18 protein-coding genes and 1 riboswitch are annotated in these 17,389 nt (G+C 45.3%); all 18 genes read left to right on the forward strand.

Annotation, left to right across the window (positions count from 1 at the left end):
- Positions 1-4: 4 nt before the first annotated feature.
- The 18 genes from QF041_RS02310 (at position 5) to thiS (ending at position 17,387) form a co-directional block, all read left to right on the forward strand.
- Positions 5-343, forward strand: a complete 339-nt coding sequence (locus tag QF041_RS02310; RefSeq protein WP_017688046.1) for a cyclic-phosphate processing receiver domain-containing protein — start codon at positions 5-7, stop codon at positions 341-343.
- Positions 343-660: a thioredoxin family protein gene (locus QF041_RS02315; RefSeq protein WP_307411382.1), complete on the forward strand. Its 318-nt coding sequence runs from the start codon at positions 343-345 to the stop codon at positions 658-660. Before QF041_RS02310 ends, QF041_RS02315 begins: the two co-directional genes overlap by 1 nt.
- A complete protein-coding gene (locus QF041_RS02320) occupies positions 657-1,436 on the forward strand; it encodes an ABC transporter ATP-binding protein (protein WP_373461254.1) in 780 nt (259 codons plus the stop codon). The genes QF041_RS02315 and QF041_RS02320 overlap by 4 nt, the downstream gene beginning before the upstream one ends.
- A gap of 6 nt (positions 1,437-1,442) precedes the next feature.
- Complete coding sequence (locus QF041_RS02325; RefSeq protein WP_307411384.1) at positions 1,443-2,492, forward strand: SAM-dependent methyltransferase; 1,050 nt, start codon at positions 1,443-1,445, stop codon at positions 2,490-2,492.
- Between the two features lie 227 nt (positions 2,493-2,719).
- Entirely contained in the window at positions 2,720-4,198 is a 1,479-nt protein-coding gene (locus QF041_RS02330) for a serine/threonine protein kinase (protein WP_307411387.1), read from the forward strand.
- A gap of 26 nt (positions 4,199-4,224) precedes the next feature.
- Positions 4,225-5,244, forward strand: coding sequence for an SAF domain-containing protein (locus QF041_RS02335; protein WP_307411389.1), 1,020 nt, complete (start codon positions 4,225-4,227; stop codon positions 5,242-5,244).
- A 76-nt stretch (positions 5,245-5,320) separates the two neighbouring features.
- Positions 5,321-6,034 (forward strand): hypothetical protein, encoded by a 714-nt coding sequence (locus QF041_RS02340; RefSeq protein WP_017688052.1) that lies wholly within the window; start codon positions 5,321-5,323, stop codon positions 6,032-6,034.
- Positions 6,031-6,861, forward strand: a complete 831-nt coding sequence (locus tag QF041_RS02345) for a CpaE/TadZ family protein (RefSeq protein WP_307411392.1) — start codon at positions 6,031-6,033, stop codon at positions 6,859-6,861. The genes QF041_RS02340 and QF041_RS02345 overlap by 4 nt, the downstream gene beginning before the upstream one ends.
- Before the next feature lie 7 nt (positions 6,862-6,868).
- Entirely contained in the window at positions 6,869-8,695 is a 1,827-nt protein-coding gene (locus QF041_RS02350) for an ATPase, T2SS/T4P/T4SS family (RefSeq protein ID WP_307411395.1), read from the forward strand.
- Complete coding sequence (locus tag QF041_RS02355; RefSeq protein ID WP_307411397.1) at positions 8,685-10,751, forward strand: hypothetical protein; 2,067 nt, start codon at positions 8,685-8,687, stop codon at positions 10,749-10,751. The genes QF041_RS02350 and QF041_RS02355 overlap by 11 nt, the downstream gene beginning before the upstream one ends.
- 62 nt (positions 10,752-10,813) lie before the next feature.
- On the forward strand, positions 10,814-11,299 hold the full coding sequence (locus QF041_RS02360; protein WP_062834890.1) for a hypothetical protein: 486 nt from the start codon (positions 10,814-10,816) through the stop codon (positions 11,297-11,299).
- Positions 11,300-11,315: 16 nt separating this feature from the next.
- Positions 11,316-11,714 (forward strand): hypothetical protein, encoded by a 399-nt coding sequence (locus tag QF041_RS02365; RefSeq protein ID WP_307411400.1) that lies wholly within the window; start codon positions 11,316-11,318, stop codon positions 11,712-11,714.
- Complete coding sequence (locus QF041_RS02370; protein WP_307411402.1) at positions 11,711-12,262, forward strand: hypothetical protein; 552 nt, start codon at positions 11,711-11,713, stop codon at positions 12,260-12,262. Before QF041_RS02365 ends, QF041_RS02370 begins: the two co-directional genes overlap by 4 nt.
- Positions 12,249-13,232 carry a hypothetical protein gene (locus QF041_RS02375; RefSeq protein WP_307411405.1) on the forward strand — a complete coding sequence of 328 codons (984 nt, stop codon included), beginning with the start codon at positions 12,249-12,251 and terminating at the stop codon, positions 13,230-13,232. Before QF041_RS02370 ends, QF041_RS02375 begins: the two co-directional genes overlap by 14 nt.
- A gap of 140 nt (positions 13,233-13,372) precedes the next feature.
- The gene (locus QF041_RS02380; protein WP_036613631.1) at positions 13,373-14,923 is read left to right on the forward strand and encodes an ABC-F family ATP-binding cassette domain-containing protein; all 1,551 of its coding nucleotides are present in this window, start codon (positions 13,373-13,375) and stop codon (positions 14,921-14,923) included.
- Between the two features lie 75 nt (positions 14,924-14,998).
- A riboswitch (TPP riboswitch) is annotated at positions 14,999-15,108 on the forward strand.
- A 193-nt stretch (positions 15,109-15,301) separates the two neighbouring features.
- Positions 15,302-15,997 carry a thiamine phosphate synthase gene (locus tag QF041_RS02385; RefSeq protein ID WP_307411408.1) on the forward strand — a complete coding sequence of 232 codons (696 nt, stop codon included), beginning with the start codon at positions 15,302-15,304 and terminating at the stop codon, positions 15,995-15,997.
- Positions 15,998-16,014: 17 nt separating this feature from the next.
- A complete protein-coding gene (gene thiO, locus QF041_RS02390; RefSeq protein WP_307411411.1) occupies positions 16,015-17,187 on the forward strand; it encodes a glycine oxidase ThiO in 1,173 nt (390 codons plus the stop codon).
- Complete coding sequence (thiS, locus tag QF041_RS02395; protein WP_307411414.1) at positions 17,184-17,387, forward strand: sulfur carrier protein ThiS; 204 nt, start codon at positions 17,184-17,186, stop codon at positions 17,385-17,387. The genes thiO and thiS overlap by 4 nt, the downstream gene beginning before the upstream one ends.
- Positions 17,388-17,389 lie beyond the last annotated feature (2 nt).

Consider the following 17,389-nt stretch of genomic DNA (forward strand, 5'->3'; position numbering starts at 1 on the left):
TTGTATGCATGTTTTTTTGGATGACTATCGGGCATGTCCGAAAGGATTTGTTCTGGCAACGAATGCAGAAGAGTGCCTGATGCTGCTAAGAGAAGGTGACGTGGACATTTTGTCTCTGGATTATGAGCTTGGTCCAGATTCGCCCAATGGCGGTGAGGTCGCGGCATCTATTGTACGAGAAGGTTTATTTCCGCGCGAGATCTATTTGCATACGTCCAGTATGTTTGGGAAACGCCAGATGTACGAGATGTTATATAGCAATAAACCGGATTCGGTAACCATTCATAATGGACCAATGACGGGTGAGGTCATGCTGCGTGTTGCCGCGGGAGAAGAAAGTTAATGAAGCCAATTACATCAAAAATGTTAATGCGTAGTGTTTGGGAAGGCATGCCACAGGCTGTATTTATATATACCCCTTTATGTGGGACATGTGCGGCAGCACGGCGTATGTTAGAGGTCGTTGAGCACATGCTGCCAGAAGGTATTTTATTCGAAATGAACATTCATGACATTCCTGAACTTGTACAACAATTTAAAATTTCAAGCGTTCCAGCAGTGATGCTGTTTGATGGCCAGTTAGATGTTCCAAAAATGGTTTATCGGATGAGCTCTGTGGAGCATTTGCTCTCGGAGATCCGGAAGGTGGTGCTGAAATGAGTATAATCTCGATGGAACATGTCTCACTTAGACGAGAAGAGAATCAGATTTTGGATGACGTACATTTGCGCATCGAACAAGGCGAACATTGGGTTATTCTGGGCCGGAATGGTTCTGGCAAAACAACGTTGTTGGAAATGATGAATGGATATATGTTTCCAAGCCAGGGGCGCATTGAAGTACTCGGTAATCTGTATGGACAATGTGACGTCAGGGAAGTTCGTAAGGAAATCGGTTATATCAGCCAAACGTTAATCGAGAAACTCACACCCAGAGATCCGGTATGGGAGGTCGTCGCTACAGGAGCTTATGCTTTTTTGCGTTTTTATCAGACAATTCCGGATGAAGTAAAAGCAAAGGCAATGAGTTTGCTGGATGACATGGGTTTTGCCAACTTGGCCAACAACCCGCTTGGAACGTTATCCCAAGGGGAGCGCAAAAAAGTCATGCTCGCTCGTTCATTAATGGCTGAGCCAAAATTGCTGATTATGGACGAGCCTTGTGCCGGGCTAGACTTATATGAACGTGAGAAAATGCTGGCTGAGATTGATCGTCTGCGCCAGCGTAACATTACAGTTGTGTATGTAACACATCATGTTGAAGAGATCGTACCTTTATTTACACATGTGGCCTTGATCCGCGATGGACGTATTGCGGCAGCCGGCCCCAAACATGAAGTTTTGACACAAGATACAATTAAGCATACGTACGATGTTCCGGTCGATATCCAGTGGGATAATGGTCGTCCGTGGATACGCGTACGTTCTGGAGGGTAACACAATTTGAGTACACAATCGTCTTGGGAAGAAGGCAACTTCTCCCGTTTTATCTGCACGGCCAATCATGGCTTTGCCCCTTATGCTCAGGAAGAGTTGCGCCGTACGTTTGGTGCGGTGAAGAGCACGGTACTCGTACCAGGAGAAATATTGCTTGCGGGTCTGCCTGTAGCGGAGGAAGAAGTTGCAGATAAGCTGTGGGCAGAGTATCCAACGTTTTTACGTCATATTCAACCTGTTCAGTTTCAGGAGAATACTGAAGATTCGGAGCAGTCTATTGAGAAATTGATTGCATTTGTGTTGAATCATAAGGAACTGACCGGTACCCCTGTCGTGCTGCAGGTACGGAAGACAGAAGGGGCCTTTTGGCAAGAAAATGCAGCCTCATTGAAGCAACTGCTAACTGAAAAGCTGGATGAGTTAGGCTGTGAATGGGTTGTACGTGATGCTGAATATGTCATTTCTGTATTTGCTGCGAATGATATGTTGTATGCTGGCATATCCAGACCTGAACAGAACCTGTCAGACTGGAGCGGGGGAGCCGTACGTTTTCAAAAAGAAGATGGGCAGATCTCGCGGGCCAAATTCAAATTGCTTGAAGCCGAGCTAACGTTTGGCATTGACTTTACTTCATTTCATAAAGCACTTGATATCGGGGCTGCACCAGGTGGATGGACCTCGTTCCTGCTTGAACGCGGGCTTGAAGTAACGGCGGTAGATCCGGCGAAGATGGATGCAACGCTGCTGGCATCACCCAAACTGACTTTCTTGAAAAAGAATGCAGGGGATGTGCGCTTCCGCGAAGGAGAATTCGACCTGCTCGTATGTGATATGAGTTGGAGTCCGAAGCTGATGAGCCGACTTGTATCGGATCTTCTATATAGCCTGCAACCCGGAGGAACAGCGATTGTTACCGTGAAGTTATTGCATAAAAAACCGCTAGCGCTCATTAAAGATGTGATTGATACGTTTGGGCGTTCGCGGATGCAGATTCAACGTTCCAAGCAGTTGTTCCATAACCGGGAAGAGATTACACTCTATATGGTCAAATATTAAGAGATCTAGCTTTGATTAAAGTAGCTAAAGGCATTATGAAATTGATTCGATTAAGCTCATTTTATTTTGTGCTTTACAATCTATTCCTGCCTGTACTATAATGATACCAATATTAACCATAACAAATCTGAGGGAAAGCATCCCGAAGTGAACGAAACCGGATATCCGGTCTGTTCTTCTTCGGTGAAGCTTTCCCTTTTTTGTTGTGTATTGAAGGAGGAATTGGTATGAGACATCCGGCCAGGCTGGAACGCGGAAGCCTGCTGGGAGGTAGATATCGTATCGTATCCATTCTGGGAACAGGCGGAATGAGCCATGTATACGAGGCGGAGGATCTGAAGTTGCCGGGAAAGATATGGGCAATTAAAGAAAGCGTAACGATTATGCCATATGAAGGCAGTATGGAGACGGAAGCCGCCCTTCTGATATCACTTCGCCATCCAAGATTGCCGCAAATTGTTGATTTTTTTGTCCCGGATGAAGATGGGTACACGTACTTGGTGATGGAATACATCGATGGGTTAACGCTCAGTGAGTATTTCAAGCAGTGTCGTGGGAAGATCCCGATGGAGCAGTTGACGGAGCTTGTACTTCAATTGCTGGATGTGTTGAGTTATTTGCATAATCTGAATCCACCTGTGATCTATAGAGATCTGAAACCATCAAACATCATGATCACGCCGGAACATGAAGTAAGATTAATTGATTTTGGCATCGCCAGAAGTTACAAACCGCAAAGTGCTGAAGATACCGTTAAGTTGGGAACCGCTGGTTTTGCCGCTCCAGAACAGTATGGTGCGGGTCAGACCGATGCGCGTTCAGATCTATATGGACTCGGAGCATTGCTCCTGTATCTTATGACAAGTGGTGCGTATACGGAATGGATTCAGGGTGTGGAAAGCTCTATCCGGAGTGATGTTCCGCGGACATACATCCCTGTGGCGAGAAGACTGTTAAGGTATAATGCCGAAGAGCGATTCCAATCTGCCGATGAGGTGCGGAAGGAACTGCTCCGAATACCCGGTGGAATAACGCCTGGTGGAGATGCAACCATGACCTTGAATGGCGGAACAAGAGTTATTGCTTTGACTGGTGCTTCATCTGGTGTAGGGGTTACCCACACGGCTATAGCTATCAGTCATTATCTCGAAAGGCAAAACTTCAAAGTGGCTGTGATTGAAATGTCACCTCGCTCTCAATCCTTTGCAAGAATTCAACAAATCGCTCAAGCGGGTAAACCGGTGCCAGCAGGCAGACAGTTTGCAGTGGATGGTGTGCATTATTGGAAACAATCCGGGCGAGCGGATATTTTGTCTTTGCTTGGGGGGAGTTATCAGTTCATCGTGATGGATCTCGGTAGTGGTCAGGACCAGAACCGGCTGGAAGAATTCCTGCGTGCAGATCTACCTATTGTTATAGGCTCAGGTGCCGAATGGAGACAGGCGGAGATTGGTGCTTTTGTTCGATCACATCATCGGTATCCACGAGAGAAATGGATATATTGTCTGCCCCTGGCAGCAAGTGAAGCAGTTCAGCGCATTCGTAAAGCTCTGGATACATCGAGTGTGTATGGGCTACCATTACATATTGACCCTTTTGACAAGGACGCACAGATGGATAAAGTGTTTTCACATATTTTAATGCATATGATGGCACGACAACCCAAGAAACGTTCGTTCTTTTCACGAAGGAAAGTACATGATTAGAAGAGATTACGAAAGGAGAGCCTCTTTTGTCTAAATTAAGAAAACAAAGCCGTCAACTGATCTATGCCGGACTTATCGGAGCAGGAGCTGTAGGGTTGGTATTCGGAGGATATGTTATTTACAATGTCAAAACGATGGGGGATGTCAGGTCAGCTGTAGAAGCCCGTTATTTATCGGCATATGAGGAAAAGGAAGCTGAATTAAAGCAACAATGGGATTCGGGAGCACAAGGATGGGTTACGATTCGGGATATTGAAGCAGGTGAACCGATATTACCGGAGGATCTGAAGCTCATTGCTGTTCCGGATGCACAAGCACCGCGAAATCTCTGGTCCAGTACCAAGCAGATGGAAGGCCAAGTGGCCAAAATAGAGTTAAAAAAAGGAACAGCCATTACCACTGAGATGGTGTATGAGGATGTACCGGCACCGCCCGATTTAAGAAATCGAGAGCTGCAAGTTGTATTACTGCCGTCCTCACTTGTTAAGGGAGATATTATTGATGTTCGTATCCAATTCCCTACCGGACAAGACTATGTTCTCTTATCGAAGAAAAAAGTGGAACGACTCAATGCAGCTACCTTATGGATTACGATGACGGAGGAAGAGATTCTGTCACTCTCAAGTGCAATTGTAGATGCCTATTTACATAAAGCTTCAATCTATGCCTTAACCTATGTAGAACCACAGTTTCAGACACCTGCAATCGCGACGTATCCTGCCAATTCAGAAGTGTTAAAACTGCTGGAGAGTGATCCGAATATTGTTCGACGAGCCGAACAGGAATTATCCAGACAGGTGCGAAGTTCGCTTGAAAGTTCACTGGCCGCTTCCATGACAGCACCGTCAAAAGGGGTTGAACAGGATGTGGCACAATCCTCAGTTACATATAACAATCGTCCATCAGCCAATAATCCGGCAACGTCGGATGGAGTGATGTGGAATGATGGTTCAGGAAACGGAGCAGGAGCTAATTCTGGAAACGTAAATGATCCTGCTGAAGCTTTACAAACAGAACAGCAGAGCTTGCTAACGGATGGAGAATAGAGCAAAATCCGAGGTTTACTTTAGAATAATTCAGATAACAGGGAGTTTATGAAAAAAGAAAGGAGTTGTAATATCTATGCATACATGGATCTTTGCGGGTTTATGTGAGAAGAATGATCTGATGTTATATCTTTGCAAGATATTGGCTTCGACAGGCAACAAGGTCTTGCTCGTAGATGGAACCTTACAACAGAAGTATGGGTACGGCGTAGGTGATAGTCAGCAGTCTTTGCGAATTACGGAATTTGAAGGATTTGATATCGCTTGTCATTTTGTCACTTCAGCAGCTGTAGAGAATCATCTTGAAGTAAATGGAGAGCGATTGGACAGTTATGACTATGTGTTATATGACATGGAGACCTCGCATTTTGCATCACGTAATCTCTGGCTAACCGCTGATGTAAGAGTCTGGGTGAGTGATTATGAGCGTTACAATCTGGAACGTGGCAAAGGATGGTTGAAGCGGTTGCTTGAAGAACAGTCATTACCTGGTGAGCTGTCATTTCAGCGGCTCTTAATTAACGGGGTTGACTGCAAGCTTGAAGCTCGTTATCTGTGGGCGTATCTGGAGGGCAGTCCGTTTGTGTGGACAGGAGAATCCTTAGTGCTTCCGTGGGATGAATTAACAGCTGCAGTTAAACTTGAGAATGAGCATCATCGCCGAGTTCATCTTGGACCTTTGTCACGAAATTACAAAAAATCGTTGTGTCGCGTGGTCGAGCAGTTAACAGGTTGGGAAAGTGTTCGTAGTCGCCGTGCGATGAAAGAAGCAGAGAGGATGAGAGCATGAGCACCATTACCTTTTGGAGCCCTTTTGCAGGAACAGGTTGCACTTCAAGCACATTAATTAGTGCTTATGCGATGGCGCTTCACTACAGGACAAGAGTGTTACTTGTTAATGCAGGCCTTGCCGGAACTGGAACAGAAGCTGCTCTACCGTCCAAAGATACGGATTCAGCGGATTTTATGCTCTCCTTCGAAGAGGGTGGCTGGGATGCGATTGAACGGCTGCATTCGAGCGGAAGTCTGAATAAGCACAATCTCAGGGATTATACCAAGCCACTTCTGAAGGAAAGACTTGATTTCCTAACCGGAAGAACTGATGAGATGGAACGTTCCCCACAGGAACATGGTGAGACTGTGAAAAAGCTGCTAAATGTAGCTAACGAGTATTATGATCTGGTTCTTCTGGATGCGGATCATGCTGGTGTTGATTCACAGCTCAAGCTGCAACAGGCGGACTATGTTGTAATTAATCTCGATCAAAATATGCGAAATCTGGAGTTGTTCTTTGAAGAGATCCTGCCAGAACGAATGAACAATATGAATATACATGTTGTAATTAACAAATACGATTCGCATGCCCGTGCAACGCTTTCCAATATTCGGCGTCAGTTCAGATACAAAGGCACGATATCTGCGATACCGTACACAACCGGATACCTGGATGCAATGAATCGACGAGATGTCGCTAGATACTTGCAGTTGGAAAGTTTGACTGAGGATAAGGATATTCGTAAAGGGAGCTTTGCAGCAAGCATGAGCGAACTCGCTCGCCTGATTATGGACGGTGCAGGTATGCGCACAGTTCTGAAGAGGCTGGAAAGGGGAGCCTGAACCTCCGATGCTCTGGAATACCATATGGATAAGTTTGATTTTGATTCTGTGCCTGACTTATATCTGGTTCAAGTATAGAACGTTTCTTCGTGAAAAGAATGCTCGTGTTCCTGAACAGGAATCATTCACGATTGACATGTTGATTGAGAAGGTGAAGAACTCACTTCATGAGCTTAGTCATAGTCAGCTCGCGGATGCGGGTCTGCATGAAGAAGAATATCGTCGAAGAATTAATCAGCGTGCCGAGATGAGAAAAGCACTGAAGGGCTGTGTCTCAGGCAGTATCAGCGACAAAACGTATGTCAAAAATCTGATAGGGGATCTCCTGACCCGAAGCATAGGGCTGAACAAATCAAATGTAGATGAAGTTATTTTGTTTGCAGAACCAGATTTGTTGACGATCCAGGACCGATTCGAAATTGTGTTTTATCTGTACCGACAGCAATTCGGTATGGATGCACTCTCCCGAATGATTGATACCTACGATCTTGGCAGACTGAGAATGGAAGAAGGTACGGACGATGGAGGAAGTTATTATATCTCTGAGGAGGATATTCAGTATGTTTTTGAGTGCGAATATCGAGAGCTTGGATTCAGAGAAAAGACGGATATCATCGTGCAACGTATCTACCAGCATTATAAAGGATTCTCGGTTGTTGATGAGATAAGGGACCAACGTATTGACGGCGTTAGTGGTGGTGTTAGCGGTATGCTTGATGCTGTTCATAATATGGGACTTCGAAAACCGGCATCATGGAATGATTTGCTGGATCAAGGACTGGAGGATGATACACATGTAGAACCGCTTAGCGGCATGGAAAGTGTCTGGATTTTCTATAAAGGTAAGTCCATTCATCTATCCTTTCTGTCCTTCGGCAGTATTCGTGAACTGAAAAGGGTATGCCAGAATATATACAAATACAATTATCCCGGACAGTTGTCGGAAGCAAGTGGATACAAGGTGAACGAGATGAAAGACGGCTCCCGTGTCGTTGTTGTTAGACCTCCTTTTGCAGAATCGTGGGCGTTCTTCGTCCGGAAGTTCGATATTCCAAATGCTTCACTTGAACAATTGATTACGGGTAACAACGCAGATCTGCCAATTACATTGCTTCAATACCTGATGAAAGGAAGCCGGATCACAGCTGTAACCGGGGCCCAAGGTTCTGGTAAAACAACGTTGCTTATGGCTATGGTCAAACACATCTATGCATCGTACACCCTTCGGGTGCAGGAGATGGCGTTTGAACTTCAATTAAGACGGATCTATAGCCGACGTAATATTTTGAGTTTCCGAGAGACTGAACACATTTCAGGTCAACAAGGGCTTGATTTGCAGAAAAAAACGGATGGTACCGTCAATATTCTCGGTGAGGTTGCGAGTGATGAGGTGGCCGCATGGATGATTCAAATGTCTCAGGTTGCCAGTCTGTTCACCCTGTTTACCCACCATGCCAAAACGTTTCGTGATCTGGTCTTCTCCCTTCGTAATTCCTTGCTCAAGACAGGTATGTTCCAGCATGAGCATATTGCTGAGGAGCAGGTTGTGAGTGTAATCAATTTCGATGTTCATATGAAGAAAGATGCTGAGGGACGAAGATATATCGAACGAATTACGGAGTGTCTTCCTCGTGCGAATCAAGGTGATAGCGTGGAAGAGAGGGCAGGTTTTACATTTCATAATGTTGTGGAGTACAGAGATGGAGCGTATGTTGCAACAGCTCCAATCTCCTCTGGAAGCATGGTGGATATGCGAGAACAGATGACATTACAGGATGCCGAGAAGTTCGAACAGTTTATGAAGCAACACTGGGGTGATCAGCATGACAATTAAATGGATTTTGCTCCTCGTATTAAGTATTTGTGCAGGAGGTTTGCTGATCACACTTCTGGTTTTAAGTATGTTACGTCACAGAGGAGGTGGTTCAGCAAGTCAATCCGGCGTTATTCTTGCTCCTAGCGGGAAGGGATTCAAGGGACTGGGATCAATCTTGTTGCAGTCCTACCGTCTTGGAATGAAAGTGCCACTGCTATCCGCTTATATTCTTCAGGTGCAGAAACGTATTTCATTCCGCCATGTTGGGGATGAGCCTTCACTTCGCAGGCTGACGATGACAGTGGTTCTGATTATTCTTGGAGGTTATGGAGGCATAAGTGTCATTCTGTTTCTTCTGCAGCCGGGTATCGCTTTTGTAATACTTTCCGTACTCTGTGCTGTGGTACTAAACAGCTTGGTATTGGATATGTGCCTCAGTCGTATGGAAAAAAGGTTGCTGGTGCAGATGTTGGATCTCTTTGCAGATGTAAGGCATCGGTATCATCAGCATGGCATGGTTGAGGAAGCGCTCTATGAAGCCGCTGAAGCAGGTACAGGAGAAGCAGCAGAACAGGTAAGACTGATCTACGAAGCTCTGACTTCTCCAGATCCAAATGAAGCACTTGAGCGTTATTATGAAGTGGCTCCCAACCGTTTTCTCAAAGGATTCGCCGGCGTTTCCTACATGGTTATGGAGTTTGGGGATAAGGACAGAGCACAAGGCTCTATTTATCTTAACGGACTTGGTAACCTGACTCAGGAGATCCATCTGGAGATTTTGCGGCGAGATAAATTGGATTACCTGCTCAAAGGACTTAATATCATCGCGCTAGCTCCGGTATTATTCACCGCTCCAATCGAACGCTGGGCCAGAGTCAGTTTCCCAACGATGGATGAATTTTATCGCAGCAAAATCGGTTTTGTTACCAAAATATCAATCTATGTCATCATTATCCTTGCTTATTTGCTTCTGCAAAGGCTCCAGCAATACGATGAGACACGTTACCGGTCAGGGCATAAGCATTCATGGTTGGATCAGTTACTGTACAAGCAAATCTTCATACGGAAATTGGCGATGTTGTTTGCAGCAAAACCTGGCAGTGCACAGTACAGTCAAACGATACGGCTCATGAGGGAGAGCAGCTCAGAATTGAAATACGAATGGCTTGCCATTCGACGAGTGATGTTATTCGCAGGTTGTTTGGTCCTTACAATGGGTTGCATCTTGTTGTTGCACCAGGTTGAACGTAACCACATCTTGTATGATCCAATCCGCGATGATCGAATGTTTGGTGCAATGGATGAAGCAGATCTCAGGAAAGCTGAGGAAAAAACAGCATTGGATCAATCCGTGCTGGAAAGTGTAGAAATGAACCGAGGAGCTACATACGAAGAAGTCGCCAACGCGTTACAGCAGTTATCTCCCGTTCAGATGGACCATGATATCCAGAATGAGACCATCACGCGCATTATGCAGAAACTTGAGGTGTATAACAAGCAATATGTACGCTGGTGGGAAATGATTATAGCCATTCTTATGGGTGTAGTAGGGTATTACATGCCGGTATGGCTCATGTTATTTCAACGGAAAATGCGAAGGTTGGATATGCGACATGAAATCTATCAATTCCAGACAGTGATTTCCATTCTGCGTGAGATGGACCGAATGTCAGTCGAGGAGATATTGGAATGGCTTAATCGATTTGCCGTCATTTTCAAGCGTCCGCTACAAAAATGTTTGTTGCATTTTGAACATGGTCCAGAGCTTGCACTTGAACAATTAAAGGAAGAGGCGGGCTTGCCCGAGTTCCAGCGACTGGTTGATAAATTGCAGCTTGCCCTTGGCAAAATATCAATACGTGAAGCCTTCGATGATCTCGAGAGCATGATGGCATTTTATTTTGAACAACGCAAGCAGGAGTACAGCAAAATGATAGATGTCAAAGCATCATGGGGGAGAACCATTGGATTTACACCTATGTACGCCCTTATCTTTTTGTATCTGGTTATTCCATTGGTCGGTATGAGTTTCTTACAGATGAACATTTATTATGAGCAAATTCAGAAACTGTAGCACAATTCATCTGTGTGACAGTCTGAAATAGTTTAATAACTTATAACTTGGGAGGATTTATCATGAACAATGCATCAAGCGCTTTAAAGGTGGCAGCAGGGATATTCTTAACAATCGCTTTGATCACAATTGTAGTTCTGTTGTTTATTTCGGCTCAGGAGGCAACCAAGACGGCCCAGAACAATTTTGCTGATATCCAAACCGAGTTGTCCCAGGCTGCATTTACGGTATATGACGGAACAACCATCAGTGGATCGCAGGTAACGAATGCGCTGCGTAAATATGCGGACAAGGATCAGTTCGGTATTCAAGTTATTACAGGTAAAAATAAAGCGGGGCAATGGTACGGCAATCAATTAAACATTTCACAGGATCTCAATAATGCGGACTACGGCTCGGTTATTGCACCTGACGATAAAGTGGGGATTATTAACCAGACCATGAGTGAAAAAGACAATCAATATGTCAATCCAAGTGGTAAATTCAAAGCGATTATCGTAAAAGACCGATCCAACGTGGTAAGAGGGCTGATCTTCCAGCAATCCTGACAGGAGTTGGTTTAACATGTCCCGGAATACACAGCATCTCATGTTGTTTTGTACGGCGGTTGTCCTGTTTGTGACAGCCTGCCTGTACGGGCAACAGAATGTTAAGATTTTATCAGCGGCCTTGAACGACAGAGTACAGACAACTGCAGGCATGGAAGGTCGGCTGACAACAACACTGCATACCAGCAATTCCTATCAATATAGTGGTGCGGAAGTGTTGCATACCGTGAGGCAGATGACAGGCACTAGCATTCCTGTGGAGGTAGATGGGACTTCGTATGTAATCGATCCACTTGTCAGCAAAACAGTGACGATTCCTGTCCAACTCGATGCCAGCTACAGACCAGAGTTTATACGAAACGAAACTGGAGAACTGCTCAAGATTGTTTTTTGGAAGGAGAACAGTGTGAATTGATTAATGCCGCATCCAAGCTGCTTGCCGTATTGCTCGCAGTCCTTCTGCTCTATGTGTACCCAGCTGCTGAAACAGCCGATCGGCAGGACGATATAACACGTATGACGGCTGTTCAGAATGTAACACATTTTGTTGATGCTGTCCGAACGAAAGGATATATTTCACCTCGAATGTTGGCTGAGTTTGAGGAGCAACTGGCCCAGACGGGCAATGTGTATGAGGTATCGATGGAACATTTACATAAGAAATATGTACCTCACTATACAGACCCGATGGACAATAACAGTTTTACCGGGACCTATGAGGTAGTGCAGGATGGATATTATGCAGCTCAGATTCGAGAAAGACTATTCCCCTCCTCAGGTGTTATACCGGTTGATGATCCTGGCCGAAGATATACGTTGACCACAGGGGATTTTTTTACCGTGATGCTCCAAAATACAAATCGTACACCTTCCATGCTCATTCGTGAATGGTTGAGTGGTACGGCTCAGGCTTCAGCGGTATTTGTAACATACGGAGGTATGGTCCTAAATGAAGATTACTGAGCTATCCATTGTATTTGTGCTGATCTTCTTCCCGCTCTTCTGGATCGTCTCACTCCATACCCAAGATGCCGAAGAAGCTCAATATCTTGGCCAACGATACAGATCTGCACTTCAAACTGCAGTCATGGATGCAGGTGCAGTCATGCATCAGAATGAGAAACAAAATGATGAAGCGGGTTATGATTCAACCAAGTTTGTTAAAGCGGACAAAGAGCTTGCCTTGTTAACATTTACTCAGACGATGGCTTTGAATATAGGGATTCAGGATGATCCCGCAGCTATTCGAAACATGTTTAATTACATTCCTGCCGTGGTTATTCTGGATTATGATGGCTATTATATGTTGTCCACAGAAACAGAGATGACGGGTAACCGTGAAGATTCTTTCAGGCAAGTGTGGAGCCCCAAGAAACCTTATACATATTCAGATTCTAATGGTAACAGTATCAACTTTACACTGGATGACTACGTATATGCCTTTGACGCAAGCGCAGGGAGATGGATTGAGGGATTCCAAAAAGAACTGGCTTCAAGCACACAGATTCCTTTACTTCAGAATACCAGCGTATTTGAGCAAGTTAGACAAAGCCGGATTGTGACTACGGTGCAGGATGATCTGGCTGATGTGATTAACCGCCATAATGAGTTTGCCAGAAATAACGGTATTTGCTATACGTTTACGATGCCCCTGATTGCGCAGGAAGATTGGTACAACACCATTAACGATACAGGGATTATGGCCTTTATCCAAGGCATAGGTGTGGGTGACCAGAAGATTAACAATTATGCAATTGGTGGAGGCAGACTTGTGAAGAAAACGGCCATCGTAGGTGGGGTAGATCCTTTAACGGGTATCAGGTACTATTACCCCTCCACATGTGGTAATGGTTACCGTGCTGAAGAGGTGTTCACAGACGCAAGACAAGCAGCTGCACAAGGCTATTTCGAATATAAATGCTCTAATCGTTAGGTTAGCCTGTATGACAAAATCATGTAAGAGGTTCCTGAACTGTTTACATTACTTTCAGAAAAGACTGGACCTGTGCTAGAATAGGGTTTCGGAACAATATAACAAAAGTAATGTCTAATAGATAGGAGCAACCTCATCTTATGAGTTTATTGTCAGTAGAGAACGTAAGTCACAATTTTGGAGATCGCACGTTATTTAAAAATGTATCGTTTCGTTTACTTGCCGGAGAGCGCGTAGGACTTGTTGGTGCCAATGGTGTGGGTAAATCCACATTAATGAACATCCTTACCGGTAAATTGCTTAAAGATAGTGGAAAAGTGGAATGGACACCTAAGGTCCGTTATGGATATCTGGATCAGCACACGAAGCTTACGCCAGGCAAAACCATTCGTGACGTGCTTAAGGATGCATTCCTTCCGTTGCTTGAATTGGAAAAAGAAATGATGAATATTACGGACCAGATGGCAGATGCAGATCCAGATAAGCTGGAGCAGTTGCTGGAAGAGATGGGCGATATTCAGGAACAACTGGAACAGGGCGATTTTTATCTGATTGACGTAAAAGTGGAAGAGATGGCCAATGGTCTTGGTTTATCCGCAATTGGTCTGGATCGAGATGTCGCAGCTCTAAGTGGTGGACAACGTACCAAGGTGCTTCTTGCCAAGCTTCTGCTCGAGAAACCTACAGCTCTTTTACTGGATGAGCCGACCAACTATCTGGATGTAGAGCACATTGAATGGCTGTCACGTTACCTGAAGGACTACCCACACGCGTTTCTCTTAATCTCCCATGACACGGAATTCATGAATGAAGTCGTAAATGTCATTTATCATTTGGAATTTGCCAAATTAACGAGATATGCAGCGAACTATAACAAGTTCCTCGAGATGGCTGATATGAATAAAGCCCAGCATATTGATGCATACGAGAAGCAGCAAGAGTACATCAAGAAGCAGGAAGATTTCATTCAGCGTAACAAGGCACGTGCTTCAACTTCAGGTCGAGCGAAGAGCCGGGAGAAACAGCTGGACAGAATTGAACGTATTGATCGTCCAGATGAAGCAGCTAAACCAACGTTCAAATTCAAGGATGCCCGTGCGAGCAGCAAAACGGTCTTTGAGGGCATTGATTTTGAAATTGGATATACGTATCCTTTGCTGCCTAAGATGACAATGACAATTGAACGTGGTGAGAAAATTGCCATCGTAGGTTGTAATGGTGTGGGTAAATCGACGCTGTTGAAAACCATCCTGGGAAAAATATCTCCACTCAGTGGAAAGACTTTCTTGGGAGATTATCTCGAAACGGCCTATTTTGAGCAGGAAGTCCGTGCTGGAAATATCACGCCGATTGAGGATGTCTGGAATGAGTTTTCACATTTGACCCAGAATGAGGTCCGGGGTCATCTGGCACGCTGCGGGTTGAAAAATGAGCACATTACCCGTCCGCTTAACATGCTGAGTGGTGGAGAGCAAGCCAAGGTTCGTTTATGCAAACTCTTGATGCGTGAAAGCAACTGGATTTTATTCGATGAGCCGACAAACCATCTCGATGTCACAGCCAAAGCGGAGTTGCAGCGTGCTTTGCAAGAATTCAAGGGAACGGTGTTACTTGTATCTCATGAACCTGATTTCTACGAGGGTTGGGTTACCAAAACATGGAATGTCGAAGAATGGTCTGAGAAAAACTAGACGATTCAAGACAATGTTTAACAGAAATGACGGTGACAAAAAAATCCGTCTATGGTAATATAGGCTACAACTTCATATGAACACTAGGGGGGCCGCACGATGCGGCTGAGATGGAAGAATGCGATTCTGGACCCTTTGCACCTGATCTGGATCATACCAGCGTAGGGAAGTGGCGAGCGCGTTTCAGTGAATGACGTGAGCAAACGGCAACTGAAAAGGATTTCAACCGTCTGCTTAACGAATTGAAACATGCAGTTGCGTGTATAACGTTATGGCTATAAGGTCTATAGCTTTATTGCACGAAATGAACTGTATGTATCAGTCAGTCATCTGGTCCTATAATTAATACGCAGCCACTCCCCTACGGGAGTGGCTTTTTTGTGTTTTCATAGCATTCACGCCTGGAAGGAGATGAACAGTACGGTAATTTCTCATGAACATGTTCACGAATCATTTGAATTGCATGTTGTATCTACGGGTACGGGGGATCAAGGATCTTTTGTAAAAGCTGCAAAGGACGTTTGGCCATGGGTGAACTACATCCATATACGAGAGAAACAACTCTCATGGCAAGACAAGATCGGTTGGGCTGAAAGTCTGCGTAGCGTTGGCGTTCCATCTTGTCGCATCGTTATCAATGGTTCAGAACTGCCACCACAGAATGACATCTATGGCGGTGTACATTGGGGGCAAGATGCGATACGTAACTATAACCCTGCTGTTAGAAGCAATGTGCAGCGACTTCGTCTGGGTGTATCTGTTCATTCAATCGATGAGGCAAAAATCGCTGAAGAACGGGGAGCCGATTACCTTTTCTTCGGGCATGTCTACTCAACCAACAGTAAGCCTGATCTTGAACCAAGAGGATTATATGCTCTGGCTGAAGTGTGCTCTGGTGTCTCCATTCCTGTCATTGCGATCGGGGGCATTGAGCCGGGAAACATTCATGCGATTCGCTCCGCAGGCGCACAGGGAGCCGCTGTGATCTCGAATGTATGGGCGAGCGATTCCCCGGATCGGTCGGCTGCATTATTAAGGCAGGCTATCGTTGCTACAAAAAGTCTGAGCCGCTGAATCAAGGAGATGAGAGGATGAAAAAAATCATTACTGATAGACCGGATAAGATTCATGCAGAAACGATTATTGTAGGCGGAGGCGTTGTTGGATGTGCCATTGCGTATGAGCTTGCTTCCCTTGGACAGGATGTACTGTTGGTAGAGCGTTCGGCGATTGCAGGAGGCACTTCTTGCGCAGCGGCTGGAATGCTGGCGGCAGATAGTGAGGATTTTGCTCATCCTTTGATGGCTAAGCTCGCCAGGCAGAGCAGGCAGTTACTTCATGAGCAAAAGGTACTAATGGCTACACTCAGCAAGGTAGAGGTTGGTCTGCAACGCCAGGGATTCCTAACTCCTTTTCGTTCATACAGTGAATTAAGTAGTTATAAGGACAATCGGAAGTCTGCTTTGTCTGCTTCTGCTGATGAGGTGTGGTGGGATAGTTCCGTTGTACAACATGAGGCATCATGGCTTAACAGAGATACGTATGGAGCCTATTACAGACCTTACGAGAGTGAAATTCTTCCAGTCCGTCTAACGAAGGCATATGCTGAATCCGCTCAAGCATTGGGAGCACGGGTTATGGAGGACATACAGGATATACGTGTGCAAGCAAACGAACACGGCGTGCAGGGGATCACCACATCGATCGGTGAGATGAAATGCAAACATGTCATTATAGCGGCTGGATTACAGAGTGAAGAGTTGATGAGACATGTAAATCTGAGCTTGCCTGTGTGGTCGGTAAAAGGTGAAATAGCCGCCGTTCAGTTCTCAGATGAACATGCAGGGTACAGACCTGACAGAACGGTGTATGCAGAGGATATCTATATTGTTCCCAAAGCCAATGGCGAAGTTTGGCTCGGGGCAACCAGTTTGCCAGGCAGAACGGATCTGAACGTTTCTGTAAAGGGTGTTCAGAAGCTGCTAACAGCGGCTACCCACTGGGTGCCTGGGATGAAAGAAGCACAATTTATACGAGCGTGGGCAGGCGTAAGACCGGCAACTCCAGATGGACTGCCTTATATAGGTGCTTGCAAGAGTATACCGGGCCTGTTCGCCGCCTTTGGACATTACCGCAACGGTATCTTGCTTAGTGCGATAACAAGCAGGCTTATCGCTGAGTTGCTCGCTGGCAAAAGCTCAGAAGAACTCGGAATTGAGGCGCTGAGCCCTGAGCGATTGAACAGAAAGGGAGTGGTGCAGTGAATATCATCGTTAATGGTCAACGGATGGAGATTGAAGACAGATTGAATCGTGTGGATAAATTGCTCCAATCTTTTGACCTGCAAGTCAAGACTGTAGTTGTTGAGCTGAACAAGCATATCTTAACGCGTGAGTATCATGAGTCAACGGCATTAAGAGAAGGCGATCGAATTGAGATTGTACATTTTGTAGGAGGCGGTTGATG

The organism is Paenibacillus sp. W2I17 (assembly GCF_030815985.1).
Lineage (GTDB): Bacteria > Bacillota > Bacilli > Paenibacillales > Paenibacillaceae > Paenibacillus.